Genomic DNA, 16,890 nt, shown 5'->3' with positions numbered 1-16,890 from the left:
AGCGATCAGGAGAGCGATCCATGTCCCTGCAACCCGGCCTCTACCGTCACTACAAGGGCCCCGAATACCGGGTGTTCGGCACGGCCCGGCATTCCGAGACCGAGGAGGAGGTGGTGGTCTACCAGGCTCTGTACGGCGACTACGGCCTCTGGGTACGACCGCTGAGCATGTTCCTGGAAAGCGTCGAGGTGGACGGGCAGGCGGTGCCGCGCTTTGCTTTGGTACGGGCCGAGGAGTCCCCGCTGGGAGGCCGCTGACGCGCGCCGACCTTGACCTCGACTCGCTCGCCACTATATATAGCGGTGCCTTTCGGGAACCTGTCTCGCTCCAACCGCGTCCGCATCAGGCAAGGAAAAGGGTTCCGGAATGTTCGCCTGGGCTTTCAGGCTGCACTGTTCCGGCCTTTCCCGCCTTGTCCGGCTCGCTCGAAACGCGTCAGTTTCCCCGGTATCCCGCCTTTCATTTCTCCAACTCAGGAATTTTCCGATCCATGGGCAAATCGCTGGTCATCGTGGAATCCCCGGCCAAGGCCAAGACCATCAACAAGTACCTGGGCAGCCAGTACGTGGTGAAGTCGAGCATCGGCCATATCCGTGACCTGCCGACCAGTGGATCGGGCGCCGCCAAGGCCCCGGCCAAGCGCGGCAAGGCGGCCGAAGAGAAGGCCCTGTCCGCCAAGGAAAAGGCCAAGCGCCAGTTGTTCGCACGCATGGGCGTGGACCCGGAGAACGGCTGGCAGGCCCACTACGAGATCCTTCCCGGCAAGGAGAAGGTCATCGAGGAGCTCAAGCGCCTGGCCAAGGATGCCGACACCATCTACCTCGCCACCGACTTGGACCGCGAAGGGGAGGCCATCGCCTGGCACCTGCGCGAGGCCATCGGCGGCGACGATAGCCGCTACAAGCGCGTGGTGTTCAACGAGATCACCAAGAAGGCCATCCAGGAGGCCTTCGCCAAGCCCGGCGAGCTGGACATCAACCGCGTCAACGCCCAGCAGGCGCGTCGTTTCCTCGACCGCGTGGTGGGCTACATGGTCTCGCCGCTGCTCTGGCAGAAGATCTCCCGCGGCCTGTCCGCCGGCCGCGTGCAGTCGGTGGCGGTGAAGCTGGTGGTGGAGCGCGAGAAGGAAATTCGCGCCTTCATCCCCGAAGAATACTGGGAGGTGCACGCCGACCTGGCGACCGCCCGTGGCGACAAGGCGCGATTCGAGGTCGCACGACAGAACGGCGAGGCCTTCAAACCCTTGAACGAGGCCCAGGCCATGGCCGCCCTGGAAAAGCTCAAGGCCTCCAGCTACCGCGTGACCAAGCGCGAGGACAAGCCGACCAGCAGCCGGCCCTCGGCGCCCTTCATCACCTCGACCCTGCAGCAGGCGGCCAGCAACCGCCTAGGCTTCGGCGTGAAGAAGACCATGATGATGGCTCAGCGCCTCTACGAGGCCGGCTACATCACCTATATGCGTACCGACTCGACCAACCTGTCGCAGGACGCCCTGAACATGGCGCGCGGGTTCATCGAGAGCGAGTTCGGCCAGAAGTATCTGCCCGCCAAGCCCAATTTCTATGCGAGCAAGGAGGGCGCTCAGGAGGCCCACGAGGCGATCCGTCCCTCCGACGTCAACCTGCGCCCCGGCCAGCTAACCGGCATGGAGCGTGATGCCGAGCGCCTCTACGAGCTGATCTGGCGCCAGTTCGTGGCTTGCCAGATGACCCCGGCGGAATACCTGTCCACCAGCGTCACCGTGCAGGCCGGCGAGTTCGAGCTGCGCGCCAAGGGCCGCATCCTCAAGTTCGACGGCTACACCAGGGTGCTGCCGCAGCAGAGCAAGCCCGGCGAGGACGACGTGCTGCCGGACATGCGCGAGGGCGAAAGCCTCAAGCTGCTCGAGCTCGACCCCAGCCAGCACTTCACCAAGCCGCCGGCCCGCTATTCGGAAGCCAGCCTGGTCAAGGAGCTGGAGAAGCGCGGCATCGGCCGGCCGTCCACCTATGCGGCGATCATCTCCACCATCCAGGAGCGCGGCTACGTCACCGTGCACAACCGGCGCTTCTACGCTGAGAAGATGGGCGACATCGTCACCGAGCGGCTCAACGAGAGCTTCGCCAACCTGATGGACTACGGCTTCACCGCGCGCATGGAGGAGCATCTGGACGACGTAGCCCAGGGTGCCCGGGAGTGGAAGAACCTGCTCGACGAGTTCTACGCCGACTTCAAGCGCAAGCTGGAGCAGGCCGAGGCGGCCAATGACGGTATGCGCGCCAACCTGCCGACCCCTACCGACATTCCCTGCCGCGAGTGCGGCCGGCCGATGATGATTCGCACCGCCTCCACCGGGGTGTTCCTCGGCTGCTCCGGCTACAGCCTGCCGCCCAAGGAACGCTGCAAGGCGACCATCAACCTGATCCCCGGCGACGAGATTGCAGCCGACGACGAGGGCGAATCGGAATCCCGGGTACTGCTTGGCAAGCGACGTTGTCCGATCTGTACCACGGCGATGGATGCCTACCTGCTCGATGAGACCCGCAAGCTGCACATCTGCGGCAACAACCCGGACTGCGCGGGCTACGAGATCGAGCACGGCCACTACCGCATCAAGGGCTACGAGGGCCCGAGCCTGGAATGCGACAAGTGCGGCAGCGAGATGCAGCTGAAGACCGGGCGCTTCGGCAAGTTCTTCGGTTGCACCAACCCGACCTGCAAGAACACCCGCAAGCTGCTGAAGAACGGCGAGGCGGCGCCGCCGAAGATCGATCCTATCCGCATGCCCGAACTGAAGTGCGAGAAGGTCGACGACATCTACGTGCTGCGTGACGGCGCCTCCGGTCTGTTCCTGGCCGCCAGCCAGTTCCCGAAGAACCGCGAGACCCGCGCGCCGCTGGTGATCGAGCTGCTGCCGCACCGCGACGAGCTGGATCCCAAGTACCACTATCTGCTGGAAGCGCCGCAGCGCGACCCGGAAGGCCGCCCGGCGGTCATCCGATTCAGCCGCAAGACCAGGGAGCAGTACGTGCAGTCCGAGGTGGACGGCAAGCCCACCGGCTGGCGCGCCTTCTACGACGGTAAGCAGTGGAAGGTCGAGGACAAGCGCTGAGGCGACCGGATGAACGCGTGCCGGCAGGTCCGCCGGTGCGCGTATAGTGAACCCAATTCGTTCTGGAGGGCACGGCGATGGCCCACGAACTCTATACCCGCACCAACCAGAAGATCTATTTCGCCGGTCTGGCGCTCGAGGCCTGGAAGAGGGCGGAGGAGGGGCAGGCCATGAATGTCCCGGCGCTGGTTCAGGCCGAGCGCGAGGCGGCGTTGTTCCACCTTTACGGCGCGGTGCTTGGCCTGTGCCACGAGGTGGCCGGCTACTACCGCCTGCCCCAGGCTGGGGTACCGCGCGTCGAGCTGCTGCTCTCCCCGGCGGTGCTGGAGGCCACGCCGACCCCCGAGCTGGCCGAGCTGCTCGAGCTGGTGCAGCAGCCGGAAACCTGGCTGGCCCAACTGCTGGCCGCCCATGCCGCGCTCTTCCAGCCGCCCCGGGCGCCGAAGACAGCCAAGGTGGATCCTGCGCTGCCGCTGATCCAGTCGGTGAGCCTGGACGAGGAGGCGCCGCCGCTGGCGCGCGAGACCCTCGAGGAATGGCGTCAGCAGCTCAAGCAGCTGGTGCTGCGTTTCCGCGAATCGCTCAGTGAGTGCTGAGTTGGTTGTCTGACACTGCGCCCGGCGAAGCCGGCCGCACCCAGCATTTTCTGGAGATTCCGAATGTCCACTTCCTTTCTCGAAATCGTTGAACTGCCGGATGGTCGCATCGCCCTGCGCCGCGCCGAGGACGAAGAGGCTCTGGTGACCCTGGAGTTCTCCAGCGATGCCAAGGCCTTCCTGCAGGGCTACCACGTGGAAGTCGCCAAGGCCATGCTCAACGTCGGCGTGCAGATGGCCGGCCGCCTGGCCGAGGGCGACTTCGAGCACGACGAAGAGGACGGTCCGCGCGTCCTGCACTGATGCGCTGACTGGCAGGCGTTCCGGGCCTGCCATCCCGCTTGCCGTCAGGTATGCGAAGACTGTCGGCTTTCTGCAGTCCGATTCGACCATCGCGTTCCGCCACGAGCTTCACGAGGGCAATGCCATGCCCTGACCAGACGGACGCCGATTCCGGCATTCTGGATCCGGTCGTGACTTGTGCGTAGGGGGCAGGAGGGGAGAAAAAGGATGGCACATCCGTGTGCCAAGGGGATGCCGAGCTTTCGGCGGTTCGATCAAGTCAGACTGATGTTCAGGCTCTGGGCATTGCCTTCGCTGGCCGCCGCGGCCAGCAGGCGGCGTGCCGGTGCGTGCAGTGGTTGCAGCCAGCTCACCACGGTGTGGCTGCGGCCCAGGCGCAGGGCCTCGCAAGCGAGGTCCAGCGGCGTCTGGCCGCGGCGCGGCTGGAGGATCAGGATGCGTTCACGGTTCAGGCCGATCTTGCGCAGCCAGTTCAGAGTCAGGCTGTCGGGCGGGGCGATCAGGGTCAGCCAGCGGGCGTCCTGATTGTCGCTCAGCTCCCGCAGGATCGGCGCCAGCAGGTGCAGGCGGTTGCCGGCAGCGCCGCGCAGCGTCAGCTCGCTGAAGGTGTCCGGTTCGTCGACCGGGAGAGGGGCAGGCGCCTCGTCGAAGAGGACGGCCGGTTGCGCCAGGAAGGCATCGAGCAGCGGGAGCTGGGTACGTCCCAGCGACTGCGGGAACTGCATGGGAACTCCTTTAGCGGCGGATGACGCCGACACTCAAGCCTTCGATCACCAGGTTCTGGGTTCTCAGATCCACTTCGATGGGCGCGAATTCGGGGTTTTCGGCGATCAGCCAGACCTTGTCGCCCTCGCGCTTGAAGCGTTTCACCGTGACCTCGTCGTCCAGGCGGGCCACCACCACCTGACCGTTGCGTGCCTCACGGGTGCTGTGCACGGCGAGCAGGTCGCCGTCGAGGATGCCGATGTCCTTCATGCTCATGCCGCGTACTCGCAGCAGGTAGTCGGCCGGGGGGTGGAAGAAGTCGGGGTTGATCCGGCAGGATTCCTCGATGTTCGCCTGCGCCAGGATGGGAGCGCCGGCGGCGACTCGGCCGATGACGGGGAGACCATCCTCCTCGCTGTGGCCGGGCTCGAAGCCGGGCACGCGGATGCCGCGCGAGGCGCCGGGGGTCATCTCGATGGCCCCCTTGCGGGCCAGTGCCTTGAGGTGTTCCTCGGCAGCGTTGGGGGACTTGAAGCCAAGTTCCTGGGCGATTTCGGCGCGGGTCGGGGGATAGCCGTTGTCTTCCAGGCAACGCTTGATGAAGGCGAGGATCTCGGCTTGTCGCGGCGTCAGTTTCAGCATGGCTTGACTCTGTTTTTTTATACAGTGACTGGAATTATATACAGTGCTCTGGGCTTGGCAATCCCCATGCCGCTCGGCACGCAGCGACCGCCTGGCGAGCGGCTGTTACTTATTACCGCTGGCTGGCGTCTTGCATGCGTCATTCGCGATTCGCGGCAACAAAGTCCCCGGGCTTTGCTTGACAATGCGAGTGGTCAAAACATATGTTTGAAACGAGTGTTTGTTAGGTGTAAGTCGTCATGGCCCAGTCTGAGACCGTCGAGCGGATCCTCGACGCAGCGGAACAGTTGTTCGCCGAAAAGGGGTTCGCGGAAACCTCGCTGCGCCTGATCACCAGCAAGGCCGGAGTCAACCTGGCGGCGGTCAACTACCATTTCGGTTCCAAGAAGGCACTGATCCAGGCGGTGTTCTCGCGCTTCCTCGGCCCCTTCTGTGCCAGCCTCGAGAAGGAGCTGGATCGCCGCCAGGCCAACGCCGACTACAAGGCGAGCCTGGAAGAGCTGCTGGAGATTCTCGTCGAGCAGGCTATGGCGGTGAAGCCGCGCAGCGGCAACGACCTTTCCATCTTCATGCGCCTTCTGGGGCTAGCCTTCAGCCAGAGCCAGGGCCACTTGCGCCGCTACCTGGAAGACGTCTACGGCAAGGTGTTCCGTCGCTACATGGTGCTCATCCAGGACGCCGCGCCGCGCATCCCGCCGATCGAGTTGTTCTGGCGCATTCACTTCATGCTCGGCGCCGCGGCCTTCAGCATGTCCGGCATCAAGGCGCTGCGCGCCATCGCCGAGAACGATTTCGGCGTGAACACCTCCATCGAGCAGGTGATGCGCCTGATGGTGCCGTTCCTCGCCGCCGGGATGCGCGCGGAGAGTGCGGTCACCGACGAGACCCTAGCCAGCGCCCAGCTCAAGCCACGCAAACCCTCGACCACGCAGCCTGCCAAGGTCTGAATTCTCTCCCGCGGTGGGCGGCGCCAGGCCGATCGGCTAAGCTAGCCGCCCATGCGAACTCTTGATCTGCTGCATATTTCCCTGGCCGATCAGCGCCTGTATGGATTCGCCGACGGCCAGTTGGTGCTGCGTCTGCCGGTTTCCACGGCGTTGAATGGTCCCGGCGAACGCAATGGCTCCGGCTGCACCCCGCGGGGGCGCCATCAGGTACGCGCCAGGATCGGCGAGGGGCTGCCGCTCGGCGCGGTGCTGCGTGGCCGGCGCTGGACCGGCGAGGTCTGGACCCCGGAGCTGCACGCGCAGCATCCCGGACGTGACTGGATCCTCACCCGTATCCTCTGGCTCAGCGGCTGCGAGCCGGGCCGCAACAGGCTGGGGGAGGTGGATACCTTCCGCCGCTACATCTACCTGCATGGCACGCCAGACACCGAGCCCCTCGGCGTCCCTCTGTCCCATGGCTGCATCCGCCTGCGCAATGCCGACCTGCTGGAACTCTTTCCGCGCGTCCCCGTCCATTGCCCTGTGAACATCGAAGAAGCGCCGTGCCCGCAGTGGCTGACGGCGCCACTTGCTTGAAAGGACCTTTTCTCCCATGACTTCAGGCCTGCAAGGCTCCCTGATGCTGGACATCGCCGGCACCTGGCTGACCGCCGAGGACCGGCAGATCCTTCGCCAGCCGCAAGTCGGCGGCTTGATCCTGTTCGCCCGCAACATCGAACATCCCCGCCAGGTGCGCGAACTGGCAGCGGCGATCCGCGCCCTGCGCCCGGACCTGCTGCTCGCCGTCGACCAGGAGGGCGGCCGGGTGCAGCGCCTGCGCCAGGGCTTCGTGCGCCTGCCGGCGATGCGCGCGATCGCCGATAACCCCGAGGCCGAATGGCTGGCCGAGCAGTGCGGCTGGCTGATGGCCACGGAAGTGTTGGCGGTGGGCCTGGACCTCAGTTTCGCCCCGGTGCTCGACCTCGATCACCAGCGCAGTGCGGTGATCGGCAGCCGTGCCTTCGAGGGTGATCCGGAGCGTGCCGCAGCCCTGGCCGGTGCCTTCATCCGCGGCATGCACGCCGCCGGGATGGCCGCCACCGGCAAGCATTTTCCCGGGCACGGCTGGGCCGAGGCGGATTCCCATGTGGCGATTCCCCGCGACGAGCGCAGCCTGGAGCAGATCCGCGCCAGCGACCTGGTGCCCTTCGCGCGGCTGAGCCGGCAGCTCGGCGCGGTGATGCCGGCGCACGTCATCTACCCGCAGGTGGACGCGCAGCCGGCCGGCTTCTCGCGCTTCTGGCTGCAGCAGATCCTGCGCGCCGAGCTGGGCTTCGACGGGGTGATCTTCAGCGACGACCTGTCCATGGCTGGCGCCCACGTGGCCGGTGACGCGGCGGCGCGCATCGAGTCGGCGCTGGGGGCAGGCTGCGACATGGGCCTGGTGTGCAACGATCGGGGGGCGGCCGAGCTGGCGCTGGGCGCCCTGCAGCGACTCAGGGTGCGGCCGCCGCCGCGCCTGGTACGGATGCGCGGTCGGGGCTTCCCGACCACCGAATACCAGCAGCATCCGCGCTGGCAAGCGGCACTGGCCGACCTGCGCGCTGCCCAACTGATCGACTGAGGAGTCTGCAATGAGCGTCTACGCCATCATCGGCGGCAGTGGTTTGACCCAGTTGGAGGGCCTGACCGTCACCGCCGCCCTGAACGTCGACACCCCCTATGGCGCCCCCTCGGCACCGCTGCTGCGCGGCGATTATGCCGGCCGCGAGGTGCTGTTCCTGGCCCGCCACGGCCATCCGCACCGCATCCCGCCGCACCAGGTCAACTACCGCGCCAACCTCTGGGCGCTCAAGCAGGTCGGCGCCGAGGCGATCATCGCGGTCAACGCGGTGGGTGGGATCAATGGTGCGATGGGCACCGGCCACCTCTGCGTGCCGGACCAGATCATCGACTACACATGGGGCCGCGAACACACCTTCTTCGCCGGCGACCTGGAGCACGTCACCCATATCGACTTCACCCAGCCCTACGATGCCGGGCTGCGCGAGCGCCTGCTCGTCGCACTGGCCGAACAGGGCTGTGCCTATAGCGCCGCCGGCGTGTACGCCTGCATGCAGGGCCCGCGTCTGGAGACGGCGGCGGAAATCGCCCGTCTGGAGCGTGACGGCGCCGACATCGTCGGCATGACCGGCATGCCCGAGGCGGTCCTGGCCCGCGAGCTGGGGCTGCCCTACGCCTGTCTGGCCCTGGTGGTGAACCCGGCGGCCGGCAAGGCACCGGGGGCGATCAGCATGACCGCGATCGACCGCGCTCTGGGCGATGGCATGGATCAGGTGCGCGCGGTGCTGGCACGGGTGCTGGACGCCGCCTGAGGCCATGCAGGCGGCGGGCGTCTAGCGGCGTCGGCCGGGCAGGGGGGCGAAGAGGGCGTCGATGTCCTCGGCGCTCAGGCGCCAGTCGGCCTTGCCGCCGCCTTCCAGCACGCCGGCGGCGAGGCTCGCCTTGCGCTGCTGCAGTTGCTGGATCTTCTCTTCCACGGTGCCGCGGGCGATCAGCTTGTAGACGAACACCGGCTTGTCCTGGCCGATGCGGTAGGCGCGGTCGGTGGCCTGACTCTCCGCGGCCGGGTTCCACCAGGGATCGTAGTGGATCACGGTGTCCGCTGCGGTCAGGTTGAGACCGGTGCCGCCGGCCTTGAGGCTGATCAGGAACAGCGGCACCGCACCGCTCTGGAAGCGCTCCACTGGGGTGCGTCGGTCCTGGGTTGCGCCGGTCAGGGACACGTAGGGGATGTGCCGCTGTTGCAGTTCCTCCTCGATCAGAGCAAGCATCGAAGTGAACTGTGAGAACAGCAGCACTCGACGGCCCTCGGCGAGCAGCTCGTCGAGCATCTCCAGCAGGCTTTCCAGCTTGCTGGAATGGCTGGCGCCGCGTCGCGACGGGAGATCGTCCTTGACCAGGCGCAGGTCGCAGCAAACCTGTCGCAGCTTGAGCAGGGCCTCGAGGATGACGATCTGGCTGCGTGCCAGGCCCTTGCGCTCGATCTCCTCGCGAACCTTGCGGTCCATGGCCAGACGCACGGTCTCGTAGAGGTCGCGCTGGGTGTCGTTGAGTTCCACCCAGTGGACGATCTCGCTCTTGGCCGGCAGCTCTCTGGCCACGTCCTCCTTCTTGCGGCGTAGCAGGAAGGGGCGGATGCGCGCCTTGAGGTGGGCGAGGCGGGCCAGGTCGCCGTGCTTCTCGATGGGCGTACGGTAGTTCCTGGTGAATTCCCGGGCGTCGCCCAGCCAGCCGGGCATCAGGAAGTGGAACAGCGACCAGAGCTCGCCCAGATGGTTCTCCAATGGCGTGCCGGTCAGGCACAGACGCTGTCGGGCTTGGAGCTGGCGGACGGCCTGGGCGGCCTTGCTGGCGGGATTCTTGATGTGCTGCGCCTCGTCGAGGATCAGCAGGTGCAGGGGCTGCTCGCGCAGCCGCTCGAGGTCCCGCGGCAGCAGGGCGTAGGTGGTCAGCAGGAGATCGTGCTCGGCCAGCCTGGCGAAGTCGCGGTGCCGCTGCGGGCCGTAGAGGGCTAGGACGCGAAGCTCGGGGGCGAAGCGTGCCGCCTCGTCCTGCCAGTTGGAGATCAGACTGGTGGGCATGACTACCAGGGCTGGGCGGTCGAGGCGCCCGGCGCGCTTCTCGGTGAGCAGGTGGGCGAGGCTCTGCAGGGTCTTGCCGAGGCCCATGTCGTCGCCGAGCACGCCGCCGGCTTCCAGCTCGCGGAGGGTCTGCATCCAGCTCAGGCCCTCCAGTTGGTAGGGACGCAGCCGGGCCTTGAGGCCGGCGGGAGCGCAGACCCGGGCCTGGCCGCCGGCGCGCAGCTTGTGGGCGAACGCGCGCAGGCGCTCGCCGCCGCGCCACTCCAGGTCCAGACCGTCCAGTTCGCCGAGTCGTGCGGCGTCCGGGGTGGCCAGGCGCAGCCGCGGCTCGTTGACGGGTTCGCGCAGGTACAGCTCGCCGAGGGTGGCCAGTACCGGCTTGAGGCGGCCGTAGGGCAGCATCACCTGCAGGGCCTGGCCGTCGCTGCTGCGCTGGGCGTCGAGCTGTACCAGCAACAGCTCGTCGTCGCCGCGCTGGGCCAGGTGCTGCGGACTGAACAGTTCCGGGGTACTGCGGATCAGGCGCAGTAGCACCGGTAGCAGGCTGATGCGCTGGCCGTCGACGATGATCCCCAGCTCCAGATCGAACCACTGGAGTTCGGGGGCCTCGTCCACCTCGGCGTACCAGCCGTCGACCGGGGTCAGGTCATAGGCGAAGCCCGGGCGGATGTCGATCTGCCAGCCCTGTTCGCGCAACGCTGGCAGTTGCTCGCGGACGAAGCGCAGCCAGGCGTCCTGGTCGGGCAGCTCGAACATTTCCCCGGCGTTGGCCGGCAGCGCCTGGCTCTGCCGCAGGGCGACGCGGAAGCCGAGGGCTTGCAGATGCTTGCGCAGGAGCTGTTCGGCGGCCAGCTGGCGAACGATGCAGATAGCCTCGCCGTCGCGCTCCAGGTGAAGGTGCGGATCGTGATGTGGCTTGCCGTGCACCCGGCGGCCGGCGTAGTCGAAGGCCAGTCCGGCGCGGTGATGTTGGCCGAGCAGCATGCGTCGGGAGCGCGGGTCGTAGTGGCTGAAGGTCAGGCTGCCGAGGCTCAGCACCGGCGTGGGCGGCAGGTCGTCGATGCGCCGCTCCGGGCTGGCCGCCACCGGTGCGGGCGCCTCCAGCAGCTGGAGGAGAGCGGCCACCACGTGCTTGCAGTTGTAGCCAACCGGGCAGCTGCAGAAGCCCACCACCGGCTCGCCGTGGCGGCCGAGGCGGATGCGCTGGGTATACTCGCTGGCCGAGCCCTGGCAGCGGCTGACCAGTTGACCACTCTCCAGCCGTAGGATCCGTGCCCGGCCTTGGCGGGCGTAGCCTCGGCCGCGCTCCAGGGCGCCGCTGTCGAAGGCGTCACGCCAGGGCAGTTCGCGCAGGCGCGCGGCGAATGCCGGCAAATCGCTCATTACATCGGCACGATCTTGATCAGCACGCCGAGGTTGGAGTGGTCGAGGTAGGTGAGCTCGCCGTTCTTCAGGCGGGCGCTCTGCTTCAGGCGCTCGCTGCTGGTGAGCAGGCCGTGGGCGTCGAACTGGTTGATCCAGAAGTCCAGGTTGGCCTCGGTGACGCGGTTCAAGCTCATGCTCAGGGTGCCTTCCACCGGATAGTGGCCGAAGCGGGCCTCGCCGGTGCTCACCGCGACGCTGTTTGGCACGGCGGAGATGGTCTGTATCCAGGCTTTGTGCAGCAGCACCTTGTAACCGTTGTCCGGGGTCAGTCTGGCGACGGCCTCGTCCAGGCTGGTGGCCCGTTCGTTGCCGGCGATCGAGGGCGCGCCGCCGGCCCAGTCGTCCGGCGCCGGCTGGCTGGCGGGGACCGGATCGCCGGCCTGGCGGAAGATGACCAGCTCGACCTGGTAGAGGGCGTCGGCCAGGGCCGGCGGGGCGAACAGGGCAAGTAACAGGGCCAGGGAGCGGAACATGCGCATGGATCGGTCCTTCTAGGTGGATGGCGTGGTGAGACGTTCGAACAGGGCCTCCAGTGTATTGAAGCGATCCTCCGGACGCTCCATGGGGACCTGGAATTTGAACAGGGTGGCGCCCTCGAACTTGTAACGATTCGGCGCGCTTTGAATCAGCTTGATCAGGGTCAGCGGGTCGACGCAGGTGTCCTGGGCGAACTCGATGCGGCCGCCCTGCGGGCCGGCGTCCACCTTGCGGATGCCGAGTCGGTCGGCCTGCAGCTTGAGTAGGGTGAGGCGCATCAGGTTGCGGGTCGGCTCGGGGAGCAGGCCGAAGCGGTCGATCATTTCCACCTGCAGCTCCTTCAGGGCCTCCTCGTCGGCGGCGTTGGCAATGCGCTTGTAGAGGATCAGGCGGGCGTGCACGTCGGGCAGGTAGTCTTCGGGGATCAGCGCCGGCACCCGCAGATTGATTTCCGGGCCGCCGCCCAGAGGCTGCTCCAGGTTGGGCTGCTCGCCCTTCTGGATGGCCTTGACCGCGCGCTCGAGCATTTCCATGTAGAGGGTGAAGCCCACTGCCTGGATCTGCCCGCTCTGGCCCTCGCCGAGCAGTTCGCCGGCGCCGCGGATCTCCAGGTCGTGGGTGGCCAGCACGAAGCCGGCGCCGAGGTCCTGGGCGTTGGCGATGGCTTCCAGGCGCTTCTGGGCGTCCTCGGTCATCTGCCGGCGCGGCGGGGTGAGCAGGTAGGCGTAGGCCTGGTGGTGGCTGCGCCCGACCCGGCCGCGCAGCTGGTGCAGCTGGGCCAGGCCGAACTTGTCGGCGCGCTCGATGATGATGGTGTTGGCGCTCGGCACGTCGATGCCGGTCTCGATGATGGTGGAGGCCACCAGTACGTTGAAGCGCTTGTGGTAGAAGTCGCTCATCACCTGCTCGAGGTCCCGCTCGCGCATCTGCCCGTGGCCGATGCCGATGCGCGCCTCGGGGACCAGCTCGGCCAGCTCGGCGGCGCACTTCTCGATGGTCTTCACGTCGTTGTGCAGGTAGTAGACCTGACCGCCGCGCAGCAGCTCGCGCAGCAGCGCCTCGCGGATGGTCGGCTTGTTGGCCTCCATCACGAAGGTGCGCACCGACAGGCGGCGCGCCGGCGGGGTGGCGATGATCGACAAGTCGCGCATGCCGGAGACCGCCATGTTCAGGGTGCGCGGGATGGGCGTGGCGGTCAGGGTGAGGATGTCCACCTCGCTGCGCAGGGCCTTGAGCTGCTCCTTCTGGCGCACCCCGAAGCGGTGTTCCTCGTCGATGATCACCAGGCCGAGGTTCTTGAAGCGCACCTCGTCCTGGAGCAGCTTGTGAGTGCCGATGACGATGTCGATGTCACCGGAGGCGAGGCGGCTGATGGCTTCGTCCACCTCCTTGGCGGTCTTGAAGCGGCTCATCACTTCCACCTTCACCGGCCAGTCGGCGAAGCGGTCGCGGAAGCTGTTGTAGTGCTGCTGGGCGAGCAGGGTAGTGGGCACCAGCACCGCCACCTGCTTGCCGCTGTGCACGGCGATGAAGGCGGCGCGCATCGCCACCTCGGTCTTGCCGAAGCCGACGTCGCCGCAGACCAGACGGTCCATCGGCTTGCCAGAGAGCATGTCGGCGCGTACCGCGTCGATGGCTGCCTGCTGGTCCGGCGTCTCCTCGAACGGGAAGCCGGCGGCGAAGGTTTCGTAGTCGGCCTTCGGGTCGGTGAAGGCGAAGCCCTGCCGGGCGGCGCGCCGGGCGTAGATGTCGAGCAGCTCAGCGGCCACGTCGCGGACCTGCTCGGCGGCCTTGCGTTTGGCCTTCTGCCACTGCTCCGAGCCGAGCCGGTGCAGCGGCGCCAAGGCGTCGTCACTGCCGGTGTAGCGGGCGATCAGGTGCAGGCTGGAGACCGGCACGTAGAGCTTGGCGTCGTCGGCGTACTGCAGGGCGAGGAATTCGGCGGCCTGGCCGTCGAACTCCATGGTCACCAGGCCCAGGTAGCGGCCGACGCCGTGGTCGATGTGCACCACCGGCGCGCCCTCGCGCAGCTCGGCGAGGTTGCGGATGACGTTCTCCCCAGCGTCGCGGCCCTTCTCGCGGCGTCGGCGCTGCATGACGCGCTGGCCGAACAGCGGGCTTTCCGCGATCAGCGCCAGCTCGTCGAACAGCAGGCCCTCGTCCAGTGGGGCGATGCAGATCGCCAGCCGCTCGCTGCCGGCGACGAATTCCGGCCAACCGGAGACTTCCTTCGGCTTCAGCTTGAGGCGCGCGAGCAGCTCCAGGAGCACCTCGCGGCGTCCGGCGGACTCGGCGCTGAACAGCACGCGGCCGGAGTATTCCTCGAGGAAGCGGCGCAGCGCGGCGAGCGGCTCGCTGGCCTTGGCCTGGATCGCCAGGTCGGGCAGCGGACGGGCGGAGAAGCGTTCGCGGCCGACGCCGCTCTCGAGGTCCTCCTGGGTGACAACCACCCGCGGCCAGTTCTTCAGCCGGGCGAAGCAGTCCTCCACCGGCAGGAAGATCTCCATCGGCGGCAGCAGCGGCCGCTCGGGGTCCACGCGGCGGTCCTCGTAGCGCTGCCGGGCGTCGCTCCAGAAGTTCTCGGCGGCCTGTTCGATGCCCGGCAGGGAGAACACCTGGGTGTCGGCCGGCAGGTAGTCGAACAGGGTGGCGGTTTCCTCGAAGAACAGCGGCAGGTAGTACTCGATGCCGGCCGGGGTGATGCCGCTGGAAAGATCCTGGTAGATGGGGCAGCGGCGGAAGTCGACGTCGAAACGCTCGCGGAAGCGGCCGCGGAAGTCGCTGACCGCCTTCTTGTCCAGGGGGAACTCCCGAGCCGGCAGCAGGCGGATGGACTCCACCTTGTCGACGGAGCGCTGGGTCTCCGGGTCGAAGGTGCGCAGGCTCTCGATCTCGTCGTCGAACAGGTCGATGCGGAAGGGCGTGTCGCTGCCCATCGGGAAGAGGTCGATCAGCGCGCCGCGCACGGCGAACTCGCCGTGTTCGTAGACGGTCTCCACGCAGCGGTAGCCGGCGGCCTCCAGGCGCAGGCGCATCTCCTCCACGTCGAGCTTCTGGCCGACGTCCAGGACCAGGCTGGAGCCGAGCAGGAAGCGGGTCGGCGCCAGGCGGTGCAGGGCGGTGCTGATCGGCACCACCAGCACGCCGTGGCTCAGCTGTGGCAGCTGATAGAGGGTGGCGACGCGCTGGGAGATGATGTCCTGGTGCGGCGAGAACAGGTCGTAGGGCAGGGTTTCCCAGTCCGGGAAGTGCAGCACCGGCAGTTCCGGGGCGAAGAAGCGTAGCTCCTGCTCCAGGCGCTCAGCGCTTTGGCTGTCTGCGGTGAGCAGCAGGGTGAAGCGCCGGGCGGCGCTGGCGGCCTCGGCGATGGCCAGGGACTGGGCGGCACCGGGCAGATTGCCCCAGTGTTGCTTGCCGGCGCCGGCCGGCAAGGGGGGGAGACGCAGTACGGGCACGGCAGACGTGGCTCTGGTCGGAAAAAAGGACCGGCGGATTGTAACTATCCGGGGGAGCTGCTGTCAGTCTCGATGCTGGTGGCGATTGCCGCCGTATTGGCGCGTCGGCATAATGTAGCCCCTTTTTTCAGCTCCTACATGTGGAAGGTACTGCCCGTGACCCAGAAGCCCGACCAGTGTCTCGGTGAGTGGATCGATCGTGAAGCCCTCGCGGAAGCGATGATTCCGTTGATTGGCCAGCTCTACCGCAACAACAACGTGGTGACCTCGATCTACGGCCGTGGCCTGATCAACCGCTCGGTGATCGCCATCCTCAAAGCCCACCGCTTCGCCCGCCACCGTCTGGGCGACGAGCTCTCTGTCCACGACTCCTACGCCATTCTCAAGACCATGAGCGAGCTCAAGCTGGGCGCCGCCTCCGTCGACTTGGGCAAGATGGTTGCCAAGTTCCACGCCCAGGGCAACGGCCGCAGCCTGGAGCAGTTCGTCAAGGACGAGCTGGCCGAGGTCACCGGCAAGCAGAACGGCGTCAAACGCGAAGGCACCGACGTAGTGCTCTACGGTTTCGGGCGCATCGGTCGCCTGCTGGCGCGTATCCTGATCGAGAAGACCGGCGGCGGTGACGGCCTGCGTCTGCGTGCCATCGTGGTCCGCAAGGGCGCCGAGAACGACCTCTCCAAGCGTGCCAGCCTGCTGCGCCGTGACTCGGTGCACGGCCCGTTCGAAGGCACCATCACCGTGGACGAGGAAAACAACGCCATCATCGCCAACGGCAACCTGATCCAGGTGATCTACTCCAACGACCCGGCTTCCGTCGATTACACCCAGTACGGCATCAAGAACGCCCTGCTGGTCGACAATACCGGCAAGTGGCGTGACGCCGAGGGGCTCGGTCAGCACCTGAAGTGCCCGGGCATCGCCCGTGTGATCCTCACCGCGCCGGGCAAGGGCGAGCTGAAGAACATCGTCCACGGTATCAACCACGGCGACATCACCCCGGACGACAAGATCATCTCCGCCGCGTCCTGCACCACCAACGCCATCGTGCCGGTGCTCAAGGCGGTCAACGATCGCTTCGGCATCCAGAACGGCCACGTCGAGACCGTTCACTCCTACACCAACGACCAGAACCTGATCGACAACTTCCACAAGGGCAGCCGCCGTGGCCGCAGCGCTCCGCTGAACATGGTGCTGACCGAGACCGGTGCCGCCAAGGCCGTGGCCAAGGCCCTGCCGGAGCTCAAGGGCAAGCTGACCGGCAACGCCATCCGCGTGCCCACTCCGAACGTGTCCATGGCCATCCTCAACCTGAACCTGGAGAAGGCCACCAGCCGCGAGGAGATCAACGAGTACCTGCGCCAGATGGCCATGCACTCCGAGCTGCACAAGCAGATCGACTTCGTGCAGTCCCAGGAAGTGGTATCCACCGACTTCGTTGGCTCCCGCTACGCCGGCGTGGTGGACGCCGAGGCGACCATCTGCAACGACAACCGTGTCGTGCTCTACGTCTGGTACGACAACGAGTTCGGCTACAGCTGCCAGGTGGTGCGCGTGATGGAAGAGATGGCCGGGGTCAACCCGCCTGCCTTCCCGCGCTGATCGCGGTGCACTTGCAAACGGGAGCTT

The 16,890-nt window shown here is 67.0% G+C and carries 14 protein-coding genes; 9 read left to right on the top strand and 5 right to left on the bottom strand.

Annotated features, from left to right (window positions below; translation table 11 throughout):
* Positions 1 to 20: 20 nt before the first annotated feature.
* The 4 genes from H165_RS0112270 (at position 21) to H165_RS0112255 (ending at position 3,990) form a co-directional block, all read left to right on the top strand.
* Positions 21 to 257, top strand: coding sequence for a DUF1653 domain-containing protein (locus tag H165_RS0112270; protein WP_017939228.1), 237 nt, complete (start codon positions 21 to 23; stop codon positions 255 to 257).
* Between the two features lie 233 nt (positions 258 to 490).
* Positions 491 to 3,091 carry a type I DNA topoisomerase gene (gene topA, locus H165_RS0112265; RefSeq protein ID WP_017939227.1) on the top strand — a complete coding sequence of 867 codons (2,601 nt, stop codon included), beginning with the start codon at positions 491 to 493 and terminating at the stop codon, positions 3,089 to 3,091.
* A gap of 77 nt (positions 3,092 to 3,168) precedes the next feature.
* Positions 3,169 to 3,687: a DUF6586 family protein gene (locus H165_RS0112260; protein ID WP_017939226.1), complete on the top strand. Its 519-nt coding sequence runs from the start codon at positions 3,169 to 3,171 to the stop codon at positions 3,685 to 3,687.
* Positions 3,688 to 3,750: 63 nt separating this feature from the next.
* Positions 3,751 to 3,990: a hypothetical protein gene (locus H165_RS0112255; protein WP_017939225.1), complete on the top strand. Its 240-nt coding sequence runs from the start codon at positions 3,751 to 3,753 to the stop codon at positions 3,988 to 3,990.
* 254 nt (positions 3,991 to 4,244) lie between these two features.
* Here H165_RS0112255 and sulA read toward each other — a convergent pair whose 3' ends face one another.
* Together sulA and lexA are read right to left on the bottom strand one after the other, a co-directional pair.
* Positions 4,245 to 4,715, bottom strand: coding sequence for an SOS-induced cell division inhibitor SulA (sulA, locus tag H165_RS0112250; protein WP_017939224.1), 471 nt, complete (start codon positions 4,713 to 4,715; stop codon positions 4,245 to 4,247).
* Between the two features lie 10 nt (positions 4,716 to 4,725).
* Complete coding sequence (gene lexA / locus H165_RS0112245) at positions 4,726 to 5,337, bottom strand: transcriptional repressor LexA (protein WP_026146591.1); 612 nt, start codon at positions 5,335 to 5,337, stop codon at positions 4,726 to 4,728.
* A gap of 239 nt (positions 5,338 to 5,576) precedes the next feature.
* Between lexA and H165_RS0112240 the strand changes: the two genes are divergently transcribed.
* Genes H165_RS0112240 through H165_RS0112225 form a run of 4 tightly spaced genes read left to right on the top strand, consistent with a single transcriptional unit; the run spans position 5,577 to position 8,638 of the window.
* Complete coding sequence (locus tag H165_RS0112240; RefSeq protein WP_017939223.1) at positions 5,577 to 6,284, top strand: TetR/AcrR family transcriptional regulator; 708 nt, start codon at positions 5,577 to 5,579, stop codon at positions 6,282 to 6,284.
* A 51-nt stretch (positions 6,285 to 6,335) separates the two neighbouring features.
* The gene (locus H165_RS0112235; protein WP_017939222.1) at positions 6,336 to 6,860 is read left to right on the top strand and encodes a L,D-transpeptidase; all 525 of its coding nucleotides are present in this window, start codon (positions 6,336 to 6,338) and stop codon (positions 6,858 to 6,860) included.
* A gap of 28 nt (positions 6,861 to 6,888) precedes the next feature.
* Positions 6,889 to 7,887, top strand: coding sequence for a beta-N-acetylhexosaminidase (gene nagZ, locus H165_RS0112230; RefSeq protein WP_197020061.1), 999 nt, complete (start codon positions 6,889 to 6,891; stop codon positions 7,885 to 7,887).
* A gap of 10 nt (positions 7,888 to 7,897) precedes the next feature.
* On the top strand, positions 7,898 to 8,638 hold the full coding sequence (locus H165_RS0112225) for an S-methyl-5'-thioinosine phosphorylase (RefSeq protein WP_017939220.1): 741 nt from the start codon (positions 7,898 to 7,900) through the stop codon (positions 8,636 to 8,638).
* 21 nt (positions 8,639 to 8,659) lie between these two features.
* Here H165_RS0112225 and H165_RS0112220 read toward each other — a convergent pair whose 3' ends face one another.
* The 3 genes from H165_RS0112220 to mfd are packed head-to-tail and all read right to left on the bottom strand — an operon-like array spanning position 8,660 to position 15,264.
* Positions 8,660 to 11,290: a DEAD/DEAH box helicase gene (locus H165_RS0112220; protein ID WP_017939219.1), complete on the bottom strand. Its 2,631-nt coding sequence runs from the start codon at positions 11,288 to 11,290 to the stop codon at positions 8,660 to 8,662.
* Positions 11,290 to 11,811 carry a CsiV family protein gene (locus H165_RS0112215; protein ID WP_017939218.1) on the bottom strand — a complete coding sequence of 174 codons (522 nt, stop codon included), beginning with the start codon at positions 11,809 to 11,811 and terminating at the stop codon, positions 11,290 to 11,292. The genes H165_RS0112220 and H165_RS0112215 overlap by 1 nt, the downstream gene beginning before the upstream one ends.
* 12 nt (positions 11,812 to 11,823) lie before the next feature.
* On the bottom strand, positions 11,824 to 15,264 hold the full coding sequence (gene mfd / locus H165_RS0112210) for a transcription-repair coupling factor (protein ID WP_026146589.1): 3,441 nt from the start codon (positions 15,262 to 15,264) through the stop codon (positions 11,824 to 11,826).
* 138 nt (positions 15,265 to 15,402) lie between these two features.
* Here mfd and H165_RS0112205 point away from each other — a divergent pair, with 138 nt between their 5' ends.
* Positions 15,403 to 16,863, top strand: a complete 1,461-nt coding sequence (locus tag H165_RS0112205) for a glyceraldehyde-3-phosphate dehydrogenase (protein ID WP_017939216.1) — start codon at positions 15,403 to 15,405, stop codon at positions 16,861 to 16,863.
* The last annotated feature ends 27 nt before the right edge of the window (positions 16,864 to 16,890 follow it).

Origin of the sequence: Pseudomonas thermotolerans DSM 14292, from assembly GCF_000364625.1 — a bacterium.
Taxonomy (GTDB): domain Bacteria; phylum Pseudomonadota; class Gammaproteobacteria; order Pseudomonadales; family Pseudomonadaceae; genus Aquipseudomonas; species Aquipseudomonas thermotolerans.
Note: the sequence above shows the minus strand (reverse complement) of the source record. Positions and strands in the feature narration are given on the sequence as shown.